Source organism: uncultured Flavobacterium sp., from assembly GCF_963925415.1.
GTDB lineage: Bacteria > Bacteroidota > Bacteroidia > Flavobacteriales > Flavobacteriaceae > Flavobacterium.
In genome coordinates, this window is the sequence record NZ_CAWUTS010000013.1 from 16,974 (window position 1) to 32,286 (window position 15,313).

Annotated in this window: 15 protein-coding genes; 6 read left to right on the plus strand and 9 right to left on the minus strand. The window is 31.2% G+C overall.

Going from position 1 to position 15,313, the window contains the following annotated elements; all coding sequences use genetic code 11:
• Positions 1-43: 43 nt before the first annotated feature.
• Complete coding sequence (locus AABM47_RS00965; protein ID WP_338409049.1) at positions 44-1,078, plus strand: NADP(H)-dependent aldo-keto reductase; 1,035 nt, start codon at positions 44-46, stop codon at positions 1,076-1,078.
• Positions 1,079-1,288: 210 nt separating this feature from the next.
• Here the strand turns inward: AABM47_RS00965 and AABM47_RS00970 are convergent, their stop codons facing one another.
• From AABM47_RS00970 to panC, 6 genes are all read right to left on the minus strand, one after another.
• Complete coding sequence (locus AABM47_RS00970; RefSeq protein ID WP_338409050.1) at positions 1,289-2,665, minus strand: PQQ-dependent sugar dehydrogenase; 1,377 nt, start codon at positions 2,663-2,665, stop codon at positions 1,289-1,291.
• Positions 2,666-2,774: 109 nt separating this feature from the next.
• On the minus strand, positions 2,775-4,136 hold the full coding sequence (gene radA / locus AABM47_RS00975) for a DNA repair protein RadA (RefSeq protein WP_338409051.1): 1,362 nt from the start codon (positions 4,134-4,136) through the stop codon (positions 2,775-2,777).
• On the minus strand, positions 4,129-5,274 hold the full coding sequence (locus AABM47_RS00980; RefSeq protein WP_338409052.1) for an alpha/beta hydrolase-fold protein: 1,146 nt from the start codon (positions 5,272-5,274) through the stop codon (positions 4,129-4,131). The genes radA and AABM47_RS00980 overlap by 8 nt, the downstream gene beginning before the upstream one ends.
• A gap of 40 nt (positions 5,275-5,314) precedes the next feature.
• Positions 5,315-6,277 (minus strand): lysylphosphatidylglycerol synthase transmembrane domain-containing protein, encoded by a 963-nt coding sequence (locus tag AABM47_RS00985; protein WP_338409053.1) that lies wholly within the window; start codon positions 6,275-6,277, stop codon positions 5,315-5,317.
• 14 nt (positions 6,278-6,291) lie between these two features.
• Positions 6,292-6,642 carry an aspartate 1-decarboxylase gene (panD, locus tag AABM47_RS00990; RefSeq protein WP_338409054.1) on the minus strand — a complete coding sequence of 117 codons (351 nt, stop codon included), beginning with the start codon at positions 6,640-6,642 and terminating at the stop codon, positions 6,292-6,294.
• A gap of 9 nt (positions 6,643-6,651) precedes the next feature.
• A complete protein-coding gene (gene panC, locus AABM47_RS00995; protein WP_338409055.1) occupies positions 6,652-7,503 on the minus strand; it encodes a pantoate--beta-alanine ligase in 852 nt (283 codons plus the stop codon).
• Positions 7,504-7,604: 101 nt separating this feature from the next.
• Between panC and AABM47_RS01000 the strand changes: the two genes are divergently transcribed.
• From AABM47_RS01000 to AABM47_RS01020, 5 genes are all read left to right on the plus strand, one after another.
• Positions 7,605-8,414 carry a glycogen/starch synthase gene (locus AABM47_RS01000; protein WP_338409056.1) on the plus strand — a complete coding sequence of 270 codons (810 nt, stop codon included), beginning with the start codon at positions 7,605-7,607 and terminating at the stop codon, positions 8,412-8,414.
• 5 nt (positions 8,415-8,419) lie between these two features.
• Positions 8,420-10,126, plus strand: coding sequence for a DUF4270 domain-containing protein (locus tag AABM47_RS01005; RefSeq protein WP_338409057.1), 1,707 nt, complete (start codon positions 8,420-8,422; stop codon positions 10,124-10,126).
• A gap of 11 nt (positions 10,127-10,137) precedes the next feature.
• Complete coding sequence (gene glmS / locus AABM47_RS01010; protein ID WP_338409058.1) at positions 10,138-11,988, plus strand: glutamine--fructose-6-phosphate transaminase (isomerizing); 1,851 nt, start codon at positions 10,138-10,140, stop codon at positions 11,986-11,988.
• 149 nt (positions 11,989-12,137) lie between these two features.
• Positions 12,138-13,649 (plus strand): F0F1 ATP synthase subunit beta, encoded by a 1,512-nt coding sequence (atpD, locus tag AABM47_RS01015; RefSeq protein ID WP_338409059.1) that lies wholly within the window; start codon positions 12,138-12,140, stop codon positions 13,647-13,649.
• Positions 13,650-13,718: 69 nt separating this feature from the next.
• Positions 13,719-14,000: a F0F1 ATP synthase subunit epsilon gene (locus AABM47_RS01020; RefSeq protein ID WP_338409060.1), complete on the plus strand. Its 282-nt coding sequence runs from the start codon at positions 13,719-13,721 to the stop codon at positions 13,998-14,000.
• A gap of 108 nt (positions 14,001-14,108) precedes the next feature.
• On the opposite strand, the gene AABM47_RS01025 is transcribed toward AABM47_RS01020, so the two are convergent.
• The 3 genes from AABM47_RS01025 to AABM47_RS01035 form a co-directional block, all read right to left on the minus strand.
• Complete coding sequence (locus AABM47_RS01025; RefSeq protein ID WP_338409061.1) at positions 14,109-14,315, minus strand: helix-turn-helix transcriptional regulator; 207 nt, start codon at positions 14,313-14,315, stop codon at positions 14,109-14,111.
• A 2-nt stretch (positions 14,316-14,317) separates the two neighbouring features.
• The gene (locus tag AABM47_RS01030) at positions 14,318-14,821 is read right to left on the minus strand and encodes a DUF2975 domain-containing protein (protein WP_338409062.1); all 504 of its coding nucleotides are present in this window, start codon (positions 14,819-14,821) and stop codon (positions 14,318-14,320) included.
• Positions 14,822-14,824: 3 nt separating this feature from the next.
• Positions 14,825-15,313 (minus strand): hypothetical protein (locus AABM47_RS01035; protein WP_338409063.1); only part of this gene is annotated, 489 nt, incomplete at its 5' end.

Below are 15,313 nucleotides of genomic sequence, written 5' to 3' on the forward strand. Positions count from 1 at the left end.
ATTAAATTTAGCCACATCATGCTTTTTTATTAAAACTCTTAAAATGAAATACACAACCCTAGCAAATACCAATTTAAAAGTCAGTAAAATTTGTCTTGGTACCATGACTTTTGGCAATCAAAACACCGAAAATGATGCTCACTCACAATTAGATTATGCTACAGGAAGAGGTGTAAATTTTATTGATACAGCTGAAATGTACCCTATAGGCGGTAATGCAGAAACTTTTGGAAATACTGAAAAACACATTGGGTCGTGGTTAAAAAAAACTAGAAAACGAGACAACCTTGTTATCGCTACTAAAATAGCTGGGCCTAATAGAGGAATGACATATATTAGAAATCCGCTTAATTTTTCAAAAAAAAGCATCACAACAGCTGTTGAATTGAGTTTGAAAAACCTTCAAACTGATTACATCGATTTATACCAAATGCATTGGCCAGAACGTGTAATGAATATGTTTGGACAGCGAGGTGTTCAACACATTGATCCATTTTGGACAGATAATATTTTAGATGTTTTAAACACTTTTGACGGATTAATCAAAGCCGGAAAAATTAAACATATAGGAGTTTCAAACGAAAACCCTTATGGCGTAATGCGTTTTTTAATGGAAAGTGAAAAGCATAATTTGCCTAAAATTGTGAGCATTCAAAACCCATATTCATTATTAAACAGATTGTATGAAGTGGGGCTTTCAGAAATTGCCCTTAGAGAAAATATTGCATTATTAGCATATTCACCATTAGGTTTTGGATTTTTATCAGGTAAATATTTAGATGGTTTTCCTGAAAAATCTCGAATGAAAGCTTTTCCTCAATTTATAAGATATACCAATGAAAATTGTTTTAAAGCAACCAAATTATATAAAACCTTGGCAGAAGAAAATGGGATGACTTCAAGCGAAATGGCCTTGGCTTTTGTAAATCAACAACAACTCGTAGCCGCTACTTTAGTTGGTGCAACAACTTTAGATCAATTAAAATCAAATATTGATGCTTTTGACGTGGTGCTGTCTGAAGATGTTTTAAAAGAGATTGAAAAAATTCATGAGCTGGTTCCTAACCCAGCACCCTAATTTCAACTAATCAGAGTGGTTTTTGCTTGCCAAAACTGTGTAGAGTGTGTTGCACGCGTTATTTTTTGAATAAAGAGTTATTTTACTTCAGATAGATTAGTTACTATATCAAAACGTACCTTGGTTATAGTTATAAATTAAGCCGTTAATAGTAAATATAGAGTTCATTCGATTAAATTGGCTTTCCAAAAAACGGAATGCGCATGTTTTTTATTCGACAAATAATTTGGAGCTATATCTTTGTCCATTAACAGCATTAATATTTATTAAATAAATTCCATTCATAAAATTAGAAACATCGACTGTGTTTGTTTCTGTTTGGTTTAATTCTGCGGTTAAAAGTAGTTTTCCTGACGCATCAAAAATTTGTACACTTGAAGTAAAAATTCCATTATTATTAGTAATAGTAAACGTGTTTTTTGTAGGATTTGGATACATTACAAAACCACCATTTTCAAAACTAGTTGCCGAAGCCGTAGCAGTATCTATTATTTTAAAAATAGTATTTGAATTTGTAATATAAAGCTCTCCATTTACATCTTCACCAAACGATGTAAAATTATTGTTGCCACTAAAATTTGGCGTATAAGTAATTGCATTTGAAGATTCGTCTACATATCCAATTCTATTAACACAATAATCAGCAAAGAAATATTTGTTTAAAAAATTAGGGTATAATGCCCCAGTATAAATATAACCTCCGGTAATGGAACAATTACCACCCGTATGAGTGTATTGTGCCAATGGCATTGTTAATGTGCTTACAGAAGCACATCCAGTAGTATTATAAGCTACAGTTCCTTCATAACATCTCCATCCAAAGTTTAAACCAGCACTTAATGGATTTGAAACTTTATTTATTTCTTCTACATTGTTTTGCCCTACATCTGCAATCCATAAATCACCATTTGATCTGTTAAAGGAAAACTTCCAAGGATTTCTTAAACCTATAGCCCAAATTTCGTCGTTTCCTGTTGTTCCAATATATGGATTTGAAGTTGGGGATGTATAAAACGGTGAAACAGCTGTGTCTACATCAATTCGAAGTAATTTGCCTAAGTTTTCATTGATGTTTTGAGCTCTATTTTCTGGATCGCCTCCACTTCCGCCATCACCCATTCCAATATATAAATAGCCATCGGGGCCAAACTTAATACTTCCTCCATTATGATTGGAATATGGCTGGGCTATAGTCATCAATATACTACCTGTTGTATTGGCTAAATTTGGATTTGAAGAATTTACAGAATACCGTTCAATTACAGTATTCCCTGATGTGTTGGTATAATTTACAAAAAAATAACCGTTGGTTGTATAATTCGGATGAAAGGCTAAACCTAATAAGCCACGTTCACCGCCTGACGAAATAAGACTAGAAACATTTAAAAAAGGAGCTAAGTTTATTGTCCCGTCTGAATTTAATATTTTTATCAAGCCTCCTTTTTGAACTACAAATAAACGGCTATCTGCTGCATGTGTTATTTCAACAGCTCCAGAAAACCCTGTTGCAAAAGATTGGATAGTTATAGTTTGAGAAGCCATAATGAAACTTGTAAAGGCTAAAATTAAAATGTATATTTTTTTCATAATTTAGTTTTTAAACGTAAATTTAAAGTTTAAATAATTAAAAAAGACAGCAATGAGTTTAAACTTGCTTCTTTTGTATTTGCTCTAATATATGATATATCATATAATTCTACCCAAACAAAACTCCAACCACATCTTCAATTTTGGCAACTAAAACCACTTTTATTTTAGTGTTTTTTAGAGAAATTTTATTGTGTTTAGAAACTAAGATAGTTGTAAAACCTAATTTTTCAGCTTCCTGAATACGTTGGTCAATTCTGTTTACAGGTCTAATTTCGCCAGACAAACCTACTTCACCCGCAAAACAAAATCCATCTTGAATTGCAATGTCTTCATTGGAAGATAAAATAGCTGCAACAACAGCCAAATCTATTGCTGTATCATCTACGTTTATGCCACCTGTAATGTTTAAAAACACATCTTTAGTTCCTAATCTAAAGCCAGCACGTTTTTCTAAAACCGCCAAAATCATATTTAATCGTTTGGCATTATAGCCCGTAGTACTTCGTTGAGGAGTTCCATAAACTGCTGAACTCACTAAAGATTGAATTTCTATCATCAATGGCCGCATTCCTTCCAAAGTACAAGCAATAGCGGTTCCAGAAAGAGCTTCGTCTTTATGCGAAATTAATATTTCAGATGGGTTATCGACTTCTCTTAAACCAGTACCCAGCATTTCATAAATTCCCAATTCTGCAGTAGAACCAAATCTATTTTTTAACGAGCGTAGAATGCGATATACATGATTTCGATCTCCCTCAAACTGAAGAACAGTATCTACCATGTGTTCTAATATTTTAGGGCCTGCAATAGTTCCATCTTTTGTTATATGTCCTATTAAAATTACGGGAACATTAGATTCTTTGGCATATTTAATTAATTCGGCAGTGCATTCTCTAATTTGTGAAATGCTCCCTGCTGATGAATCTATATAGTCGGTATGCAGGGTTTGGATGGAGTCTATAATTACAATTTCGGGTTCAATATCCTGAATTTGTTTAAAAATGTTTTGGGTTTTAGTTTCTGTTAAAATATAACAATTATCGCTGTTTGGGGTTATGCGTTCAGCACGCATTTTTATTTGTTTTTGACTTTCTTCTCCAGAAACATAGAGTGTTTTATAGGGTAGCTTTAATGAAATTTGAAGTAAAAGTGTACTTTTCCCAATGCCCGGTTCGCCGCCCAACAAAATTAAAGAGCCCGGTACAATGCCACCACCAAGAACCCTGTTTAATTCGTTGTCGTTAGTGTTTAGTCTAATTTCTTGTGAGCTGTCTATTTCTTTTATCAATAAAGGCCTTGATGCCTTAGAAGTTGAACCTGAATCACTTTTCCAAGTTTTCTTTTCTTCTTTTTGAATTATTTCTTCAACAATTGTATTCCATTCTTTACAATTATGGCATTGCCCTTGCCATTTAGAAAAAGGGGTGCCACAATTTTGGCAAAAAAAACTAGTTTTTATTTTACTCATGTAGTTTTTTTAAGCGTTCTAATTTTTCCAATATAAATTCTTTAGTAAAGTTTCCTATGTTTTTTGCAGAATAGCCTTTTCCAATAGCTTTTATGGCTTTATCAAAATCGCCCATTTTTTCATAATAAGACGATTCGATTACATATACCAAAGTTGTTTTGGGATATTCTTTTTTTGCAACTTTTTCAAGTTCTTTAAGCTCTTCTAAAGTTCCATTTTTTAAAACAATATTATAAATGGTTAAAAAATCGATAAGTCTAATGTTTTTTTCAACTCCATATAAAGTATTAATTTTTTCATATTTATTTTTTAAATATGTAACATAACCACTAGTTTGATCTTTAAGCTCAGTGTCATATTCATCTTTGTTTATAGGTTGGTAGTCTTTATAAACATGATAGATCGCTTGTGGAATGGCTAAAGGAACTATGGAATAATGCGAAAACCCATCCAGTTGAAGATATTTATAGGAAAGATTTGTATTTGTTGAAGTTTTAAGTCTTTTATCTAGTTGGCTTACTTTTTCATATATACTTGCTTCATCCGTTTGAGATGTTGTTTGAAAATAGCTAACAGGTTTTTGTATAACATTTAATCGCTCGCTTATTCTGTTTTCCATCTCAAAAGCAAATTCGGGGCATAAAGAAATATAGCCGTCAAATACAGGAGAGTCTTTGTATAAAAAAAAGTTAATAAATCCTGCAGTTAAATCATGACCAGCTATAACTTTATAGTCTACAGTTCTATAGTTTTTATTGATAAATGGAATCAATTCAGAAGTAATAAATTCGTAAAAAGAAGCGCTGTTTTTATCTGGAAACCCATCCGAGTCTCCTTTAAAAAACGTGTTTCTTTCATTATTTGTTGTATTAATACCAACGAGTATGGTTTCTGGTAAATCATCAAAATAATAGCCATACTGCAAGGTTCCATTAAAGGGGTTTAATAAATATGTGCCATCTAATAGGTAAAAAACAGGATATTGCTTTTTTAATTCAATCTCATATGATGGTGGAGTTGTGACCGATATTTTTATTGTTTTATCTAGAATTGACGATTCAACAGTTTCCGTTTTATTTTGAGAAAATGTAAAGGCAGTAATAAATAATACAAAAATTAAATTAAAATTATTTTTCATGAAAGATTGCTTTTTTTTAATTTTAAGCAATGTAATAAAATTATTTGCGTTTATTAAATATATATATAAATAAATAAGACAAAAGACCTATTGTTATGGTTAGTAATGTTTGTGATGTCCATATGATCCAGCCAAGAGCCGCACCAGCATCTTTATGTATTCCATAGAGCAATAAAACGGTTTGTATCGATATGGGATAAGCGCCAATACCACCATTTGTAAAGCCTATTGCTACGCTTCCAAATATAAACCCCATGATAACAGTGCTAAATGAAATATTAGACGTTTCAGGTATTGCAAAAATGCAAACATAAAACATCAATAAATAAGAAAACCAGATTAAAAAAGAAAAAAACAAGAACTTCCAACGGTCTTTCATGACCAAAACGCTTGTCATTCCTTCAATTAAACCGTTAAATTTTTCTTTTATTGTGTTTACAATTTTCCAATTGGAACGAAACCAAATGAATAAAAACCCAATACCACAAATGAGGGCAACTGCGCCTATAGTTACCAATGTTGATACAGAAATGTTAGTAAAGATAAAATCACTGATGGTGTTAAATTGCAACACAAAAGCCACAAAAACAAACAACAAAAATAAAATTAAATCAACGACTCTTTCTGCTACAATGGAGCCAAAACCTTTGTCAAAGGGAACATTTTCATATTTTTTTAAAAGGACAGCTCTAGCAACTTCTCCTGAGCGGGGAATGGTTAAATTTAATAAATATGCCACTCCAATTGTAAAAAAATTATTATAAAATTTTGTAGAATATCCTAGATGATTCAAACTATATCTCCATCGGTAAGCTCTTACCCAATAACCAAAAAGGGCAATACCTAAAGATAAAAAGACAAAATTGTAATTTGCGTTTTTAAAATAGCGAACAATATTTTCTAATTGTTCAGCACTAAGGCTTGAATATTGATAATAAATTAAAGCTACCCCTATTAAAAGAGGGATTACTAATCCAGCGATTTTTTTTAAATAATAGCTCAATATAAGTGGATAATTTAGGTTAATAAATTGGTCTCTTCATTAGGAAAAACTAATGATGGTTTAAACGTTTTAGCTTCTTGATTATCTAAAATGCCATAAGCAATAATAATAATAATGTCTCCTTTTTGAACTCTTCTTGCGGCAGGGCCATTAAGTGTAATTTCTCCTGAATTTCGATTCCCTTTTATACAATAAGTCTCAAAGCGTTCGCCGTTATTAATATTGACAATCTGAACTTTTTCGCCTTCAATTAAATCGGCAGCATCCATTAAATTTTCGTCAATTGTTATACTTCCAATATAATTTAAATCGGCTCCAGTTACTTTAACTCTATGAATTTTAGATTTTACTACGTGAATTTGCATGGTACAAAATTAATTATTAAGTGAAATATTATCTATTAACCTTATGTTTTCAATATAAACAGCTATAAATGCTCGATATTTTTTATTTTTTGCTTTTCTAACACATGTTTTTAATGTGTTTTCATCGGCAATTTCAAAATATTCTAATTTTAAATCTTTGTTTTTATTTAATGAATTGATTACCCATAAGCTTACTTCTTGAGCACTTTTTGTGCCAAATTTTTCTTTAGCAATTTGTAATGTTTTATAAATTACAGCAGCACTTTCTTTACTTTCGATGGAAAGCCTTTCATTTCGAGAACTCATAGCTAAACCACTCTTTTCTCTATAAATTGGACATCCAACAACAGTAACATCAATTTTATTTTTTAAGACTAATTTTTTTACTATTTGAAGTTGCTGAAAATCTTTTTCCCCAAAATATGCATTTGTGGGCTTTACTATTTCAAACAATTTTTTAACAATTGTTCCAACACCATCAAAATGACCAGGGCGATGCTTGCCCTCCATTTCAAATTCAATACCGTCAAATTCAATGGAGGCAGCACACGTTTTTCCTTCATAAATATCATCAACTGATGGTGCAAATATGATACAATTAGAACAAATGTTCTTTATTTTTTCAATATCTTTTTCTAATGTTCGAGGATATTTTTCTAAATCCTCTAAATTATTAAATTGTGTTGGATTTACAAAGATGCTGACAACTGTTAATTTGTTATTTTTTGAAGAATTTTTGATTAATGCCAGGTGTCCATCGTGTAAAGCGCCCATTGTTGGAACAAATCCAACAGGCTTATTTAGGTCTAAAAAAGACTTTAAATAATTGATTAATAGAGATTTCGTTTTAAAAACAAGCATTAATATAAATACTAAATTGAGTGCAAACTTACTATTTTAGTAGTTAAATACATAAAATTTTGTAATTTTGCGTGTTTTACAATTTGAAAATAAGCAATTTTATGGAGGATAAAAGGATTTTGTATGTGTCATCTGAGGTAGTTCCGTACCTAGCAGAAAATGAGGTGTCAATACAATCTTATGAATTACCAAAAATCATTAATAATAAAGGAGGGCAAATTAGAATTTTTATGCCCAGATATGGTAATATCAACGAAAGAAGACACCAATTGCACGAAGTTATTAGGTTGTCAGGTATGAATTTAGTGGTCAACGATGTTGATATGCCCTTAATAATTAAAGTTGCATCAATTCCTAAAGAAAGAATTCAAGTTTATTTTATCGACAATGACGAATATTTTAAACGAAAAGCTACTTTTTCGGATGAAGAAGGTGTTATGTATCCTGATAATGATGAAAGAGCTATATTTTTTGCAAAAGGCGTTGTAGAAACAGTAAAAAAATTAAATTGGGTGCCAGACATTATTCACGTCCACGGTTGGATGGCATCTTTATTGCCTATTTATCTTAAACATTATTACAAAAATGAAGGCATATTTAATGAAACAAAAATTGTCACATCGGTTTATAATCAATCTTTTGATGGAGAATTAGACAGCCAATTGATAAATAAAATGATTTTTGATGAAATTCCTGAAGCTCATATTTCAGAATTGAAAAATCCAAATTATGAAAACTTAATGATGTCATCTATAAATCATTCAGATTCAATTTTAATTGCTTCGGATTCGCTTTCACCAAGTTTAACAAAATTTATAGAAAAATCACAAAAACCTTTTTTACCTTTCACCCCCAAAGAAAACTTCAATGAGGTTTACACAGATTTTTTAAAAAATAAGGTTTTAAAATAAAATTTATGAATACACATACAAAAGCACTTGTGCTGTTTTTTGCTTTTACTTTTATTTCGTGTGATAAAGAATACAACACCTTAGGTTCAGATATTATTGCAGCAGAACATTTTGATTTTGAAACCTATCTGGCAGAACACTTAAATTCGTATATTAAATCTACTGACCCTGTTCAAACAAATAATTTACCGATTAATGATTTAGGTATTTATCGAAATCCTGTTTTTGGCACAACAAAGGCGCACTTTGTTTCTCAAATTGAAATGCTAAGTTCAGACCCAGATGTTGGATTTAATTCGTATATAGACCCTGTTAAAGATTCTATTTATGTATATATTCCTTTTTATAGCACATTAAAAAGCACTAACGATGCTGGAGAAAGAAAATACGAACTTGATTCAATATATGGTGACACGTTGGCTAAATTTAACTTAAAAGTATATGAAAACGGTTATAATATTAGAGATTTTGACCCTACCGACAACAATCAATCAGCTCAAAAATATTATTCAGATTTCAAGCAAACTATTGACAACAATAGAGGTGCAATACTTCTTAATGATAGTGATGATGTAAGTCAAAATCTAGAATTTTCTTTTAACAAAAATGAAATAATTATATATAAAACAAATGGCAATGGTGCATACTTAGACAGTAATGATGAGGTAACGACTGATCCTGACGCCTATGTAATTAAAGAAAGAAAATTACCTGGTATTTGGTTAAAATTAGGCAATCAACCAGCTTCGAAAGATTTTTTTCAAACGAAGTTTTTAGACGCAGTAGCTCAAGGAAAATTATACAACAATAATGTATTTAAACAGCATTTTAAAGGTTTGTATTTTGAAGTTGAAGAACTAGCTTCTATTGAAGGGTCTATGGCTAAATTAGATTTTTCAAATGCTGAGATCGCACTTCAATTTCATTATTATGCGGAAGATGAGATTACAGATGAAACATTGTCTTTAAAAAGTTCTCTACGATTTCAAATGGGCTATAATACCACAGGTACAAAAAATAGCAATTCAATTAATTTATTAGAATTTTCAGACATAAGCCCAGCATATGCTACTGCATTAGCAAATACTAATAATGACGAGAAACTATTTCTTAAAGGAGGCGTAAACGGAACTGTTGCCTACATAGATGTATTTGACGACAATGAATTAGCCATATTAAGAGCTAATAATTGGTTAATTAATGAAGCAAATTTAGTTTTTTACATAGATCAAACAGCAATGGCTAATGCAGAGTACGAGCCTCAAAGAATTTATTTGTATGATGCAACAAACAATACACCGTTATTAGATTTTTACTCAGACCCAACATCTGGAAGTTCTCCAAAAATTAACAAATACATTCATGGTGGAATCTTAGAAAAAGACTCTAACGAAAAAGGATTAAAATATAAAATTAGAATTACAGATTATATAAATAATGTTCTAAATGGAACAAATCCAAACAACAATGGTAATTCTAGACTAGGTTTAGTCGTATCGGAAAGTATAAACCTTATTGGAAATGCTAGATTAAAGAACCCTATTATTTTTGGTGCGGATGATGAAACAAAATACATACCGGTTTCATCAATTATGCATCCAATAGGAACCGTTTTACACGGAACTCAAAGTACAGCTACATATACAGATGATCAAGGAAATGTAATCCCTATGAGATTAAAACTTGAAATATATTATACAAAACCAAACTAAATAAATTTTTTATGTGTGGAATAGTAGGTTATATCGGACATAGAGATGCTTATCCTGTAATTATTAAAGGATTAAAACGCTTGGAATACAGAGGTTATGACAGTGCAGGTTTAGTTTTGTTTAACGGAACTGATCTAAAAATGTCAAAAACTAAAGGAAAAGTTTCTGATTTAGAATTAAAATCAGAACAAGAAAAAACCACAAAAGGAACCGTAGGCATGGGCCATACACGTTGGGCAACTCACGGAGTACCTAATGACATTAACTCACATCCACATTTTTCAAATTCAGGTAAGCTTGTTATAATTCATAACGGAATCATTGAAAATTATGAGCCGTTAAAAAAAGAATTAATAAAAAGAGGTTATACTTTTAAATCAGATACAGATACTGAAGTTTTAATCAATTTAATTGAAGAAGTTAAGAAAAAAGAAAATTGTAAATTAGGAAAAGCTGTTCAAATAGCTTTAAATCAGGTAGTAGGTGCTTATGCAATTGCAGTTATTGATCAAGATAAACCTGATGAAATTGTTGTTGCCCGTTTAGGAAGTCCTTTAGCCATTGGAATTGGAGAAAACGAATATTTTATAGCTTCTGATGCTACCCCATTTATAGAATATACTTCAAATGCTATATATTTAGAAGATGAAGAAATGGCAATTATTCGTATTCATAAATCTATGATCATACGTAAAATAAAAGACGATTCTTTTGTAGACCCCTATATTCAAGAGCTTCAAATGAATTTGGAGCAAATTGAAAAAGGCGGTTACGAGCATTTCATGTTAAAAGAAATATATGAACAACCAAGTGTTATAAAAGACACCTATAGAGGAAGGCTATTAGCAAACCAAGGCATCATCAAGATGTCAGGTGTTGAAGATAACCTTGAAAAATTTACAAATGCCAAAAGAATACTAATCATTGCTTGTGGAACTTCATGGCATGCAGGTTTAGTTGCAGAATATATCATTGAAGAATTTACCAGAATACCAGTTGAGGTAGAATACGCCTCAGAATTTAGATATAGAAATCCTATTATACACAAAGACGATATTGTAATTGCTATCTCACAATCAGGAGAAACAGCAGATACTTTAGCCGCTATAAAGTTAGCAAAAGAAAACGGAGCCTTTGTTTTTGGAGTTTGTAATGTGGTTGGGTCATCAATTTCAAGAGAAACACATGCAGGCGCCTATACACACGCAGGTCCTGAAATAGGCGTAGCATCAACAAAAGCATTTACAACACAAATTACCGTTCTTACCATGTTGGCATTGCGCTTAGCAAAAGCAAAAGGAACCATGTCTCTTTCTGTATATCAAAGATACTTATTCGAATTAGAATTAATTCCAAAAAAAGTAGAAGAAACATTACAAATCACAAATAAAGTTGCAAAAGAAATTGCAGCAATATATAAAGACTCATCTAATTGTTTGTATTTAGGAAGAGGTTATAACTTTCCTGTTGCGCTAGAAGGAGCCTTAAAACTTAAAGAAATATCGTACATACATGCCGAAGGATATCCTGCAGCGGAAATGAAGCATGGGCCTATTGCCTTAATTGATGAATCGATGCCTATTGTTGTAATAGCTCCCAATAAAGGACATTACGATAAGTTGGTGAGTAATATTCAAGAAATTAAATCAAGAAGCGGAAAAATTATTGCAGTGGTAACAAAAGGAGATACACAAGTTAGAGATTTGGCTGACCATATCATTGAAATTCCAGAAACCACAGAAGCATTAACACCATTATTAACTACAATACCTTTGCAGTTATTATCGTATCACATTGCCGTAATGCGAGGTTGTAATGTTGACCAGCCTAGAAATTTGGCCAAGTCTGTCACAGTGGAATAGTATAAAAAAAGTGAAATGTAAAAATTTCACTTTTTTTATGTAAAAAAGACAAAAAATAAATTGCAAAATTGTTTTGAAAAAAACTATCTTTGCATTCGAAAATTAGATTTTTTTCAATATTAAATAGCTATTAAATAAATACATAAGTAATGTCTAAAGTTACAGGAAAAGTTTCAAAAATTATCGGGCCAGTTGTTGACGTTGTTTTCAACCAAGAAGGTGCCGAACTTCCAAAAATTTACGATTCATTAGAAATCACCAAAAAAGATGGTACATTATTAGTCCTTGAAGTACAATCTCATATCGGAGAAAACACAGTGCGTACGATCTCAATGGATTCAACAGATGGTCTAGCAAGAGGAGTTGATGTAGTTGCTACGGGAGCTCCAATTCAAATGCCAATTGGTGGAGAAGTTTTTGGGCGTTTATTTAACGTTATTGGTGATGCCATTGATGGATTAGGAGATTTGCCAAAAGCAGGAGCTAGCGGTTTACCTATTCACAGAAACGCACCTAAATTTGAAGATTTATCTACTGCAACAGAAGTGTTATTTACAGGAATTAAAGTAATTGACCTTATTGAGCCATATGCTAAAGGAGGAAAAATTGGATTATTCGGTGGTGCAGGTGTTGGTAAAACAGTACTTATTCAAGAATTAATTAATAACATTGCAAAAGGACACGGTGGACTTTCAGTATTCGCAGGAGTAGGAGAAAGAACACGTGAAGGTAATGACCTTTTACGCGAAATGCTAGAATCAGGAATTATAAAATACGGAGACGATTTCATGCACTCTATGGAAAATGGAGGATGGGATTTATCTAAAGTTGATAAAAACTTAATGAAGGAATCGAAAGCTACTTTCGTATTCGGACAAATGAATGAACCACCAGGAGCTCGTGCCCGTGTAGCATTATCAGGATTAACTATTGCTGAATACTTTCGTGATGGAGCAGGAGACGGACAAGGAAAAGATGTACTTTTCTTTGTAGATAACATCTTCCGTTTTACACAAGCAGGTTCAGAGGTTTCGGCTCTTTTAGGTCGAATGCCATCTGCAGTAGGATATCAGCCTACATTAGCAACAGAAATGGGTGTGATGCAAGAACGTATTACATCTACAAAAACAGGATCAATTACATCTGTTCAAGCGGTTTACGTGCCTGCAGATGATTTAACAGACCCTGCACCAGCAACAACATTTGCCCATTTAGATGCTACAACAGTATTGTCTCGAAAAATTGCCGAATTAGGTATTTATCCTGCGGTTGATCCGTTAGACTCTACTTCTCGAATTTTAACGCCACTTATTTTAGGTAACGAACATTATTCTTGTGCTCAACGTGTAAAAGAAATATTACAACGCTACAAAGAATTACAAGATATTATTGCCATTCTTGGTATGGAAGAATTATCTGAAGAAGATAAATTAGTTGTAGGTAGAGCAAGACGTGTACAACGTTTTTTATCTCAACCATTCCACGTAGCAGAACAATTTACGGGTTTAAAAGGTGTTTTAGTTGACATTAAAGATACTATTAAAGGGTTTAATATGATTATGGATGGTGAGTTAGATCACTTACCAGAAGCAGCATTTAACCTTAAGGGTACCATTGAAGATGCAATAGAATCTGGAGAAAAAATGTTAGCAGAAGCTTAAATCAGTATTCAGTTTGCAGTTAGCAATATTCAGTTAGTGCTAATTAATAACTACAAATAACTAAAAAAAATGATTTTAGAAATAGTATCACCCGAAGCCACTTTATTTAAAGGAGAAGTTACTATGGTATCTTTGCCAGGGGTAAATGGTGAGTTTCAAATGTTAAACAATCACGCACCAATTGTTTCTTTATTAATAAAAGGAAACGTAAAAATAACGGCTCAAAATATTCAAATTGAAAAAGAATTTGTTTCTAAATTCAATAAAGTAAATGAGCAAACATTTTGGTTACCCATAAATTCGGGCGCTATCGAAATGAATGAAAACAAAGTTATTGTTTTAGCAGATTAAAATAACAGCATTTTTAAATATAAAAAAGCCAAACAGTACTGTTTGGCTTTTTTGTTTAAAAAAAGAGGCCACTACTATTTGAGCTAAGGCAACATAAATCAGTATAAGCTACTCTTTTTTGTATTCCAAAATATCTGATGGCTGACATTCTAAAGCAGCACAAATAGCCTCTAAAGTTGAAAACCGTATGGCTTTTGCTTTGCTTGTTTTTAGTATTGATAAATTTGCTACAGTGATGCCAATTTTATCGGCCAACTCAAAACTTTTCATTTTGCGTTTGGCCAACATAACATCTAAATTTACAAGTATAGGCATAGTTATATAGTTAATTCGTTTTCTTCTTTTTGTTTTTTCGCAATTATAAATACCTCACTTAAAACCATAAAAAACAAGCCTAAGCAAAAAAGAATAACAAAAGGATTTACACCGATTTCAAGATTAACTTCTTTTTTTAAGACCCTAATAACAAATGAGGGCACGCCAGCTAAAAAAGCAGAAATTAACAACAAAACACCTATAACATGGAAACTTTTAATTACTTCTAAATCAAATATTTTTACCCTTTGAAATAAACGCAAAATATTTCTAAATAAAAACAAACAATACACAATGAGTAGAGCTGCAAATGTCATGAATATTAATAAAACTTTTGTTTGAATACTTATAACATTTACTTCAATTCCATTTATTGTAATTGGAACTCCTAAAGGCTCACTGCTAATTACTACAAAGCCTAAAAACATAACTAATATAGGAACTGTGAGGTAGTTTATTATGCATATAAAATCTATAATAGCTTTTAAAAAATTTAATTTTCTCATAATTTATATAGTTAATTCATTTTCTTCCTGATATGTTTTGCCTAATTTAACTATGTCATTTAAAGCAAATAAAAATAAGACTAAAATAATTTGCGAAAAATAAAAGGCTAAATGTATCATCTTTAACTCCTCTGTAATTGAAGAAAATGTAATCAAAACAACTCCAATTAATGAAGATATAAGTAAAAATAATGCACTTTTATTAAAAAAACCAACACTTCTATTTGTAAAAGATCTTAGTTTATAAATTAAATGCAAAGCTCTTTGTAAAAAAAATAAACCAATATAAAAAAACATATTATTCAATAATGTTACCCAAAAAGAAAAACGATCAAAAGTATTAACTTCTTCAGAAAAATATCTTGCTCCAATGTTTCCAATCATACCAATAATTGAAAACACAATTAATATGATTAAAAACCAACTCAAAAAATTTAATTTTTTCATTTTATAAAATTTAAAATTATTCCACAAATATATAAAAATTATTGA

Excerpts from the sequence above, each read along its gene's own strand:
- AABM47_RS00965 (WP_338409049.1), top strand. The coding sequence starts at position 44 with ATGAAATACACAACCCTAGCAAATACCAATTTAAAAGTCAGTAAAATT.
- AABM47_RS00970 (WP_338409050.1), bottom strand. The coding sequence starts at position 2,665 with ATGAAAAAAATATACATTTTAATTTTAGCCTTTACAAGTTTCATTATG.
- radA (WP_338409051.1), bottom strand. The coding sequence starts at position 4,136 with ATGAGTAAAATAAAAACTAGTTTTTTTTGCCAAAATTGTGGCACCCCT.
- AABM47_RS00980 (WP_338409052.1), bottom strand. The coding sequence starts at position 5,274 with ATGAAAAATAATTTTAATTTAATTTTTGTATTATTTATTACTGCCTTT.
- panD (WP_338409054.1), bottom strand. The coding sequence starts at position 6,642 with ATGCAAATTCACGTAGTAAAATCTAAAATTCATAGAGTTAAAGTAACT.
- panC (WP_338409055.1), bottom strand. The coding sequence starts at position 7,503 with ATGCTTGTTTTTAAAACGAAATCTCTATTAATCAATTATTTAAAGTCT.
- AABM47_RS01000 (WP_338409056.1), top strand. The coding sequence starts at position 7,605 with ATGGAGGATAAAAGGATTTTGTATGTGTCATCTGAGGTAGTTCCGTAC.
- AABM47_RS01005 (WP_338409057.1), top strand. The coding sequence starts at position 8,420 with ATGAATACACATACAAAAGCACTTGTGCTGTTTTTTGCTTTTACTTTT.
- glmS (WP_338409058.1), top strand. The coding sequence starts at position 10,138 with ATGTGTGGAATAGTAGGTTATATCGGACATAGAGATGCTTATCCTGTA.
- atpD (WP_338409059.1), top strand. The coding sequence starts at position 12,138 with ATGTCTAAAGTTACAGGAAAAGTTTCAAAAATTATCGGGCCAGTTGTT.
- AABM47_RS01020 (WP_338409060.1), top strand. The coding sequence starts at position 13,719 with ATGATTTTAGAAATAGTATCACCCGAAGCCACTTTATTTAAAGGAGAA.
- AABM47_RS01025 (WP_338409061.1), bottom strand. The coding sequence starts at position 14,315 with ATGCCTATACTTGTAAATTTAGATGTTATGTTGGCCAAACGCAAAATG.
- AABM47_RS01030 (WP_338409062.1), bottom strand. The coding sequence starts at position 14,821 with ATGAGAAAATTAAATTTTTTAAAAGCTATTATAGATTTTATATGCATA.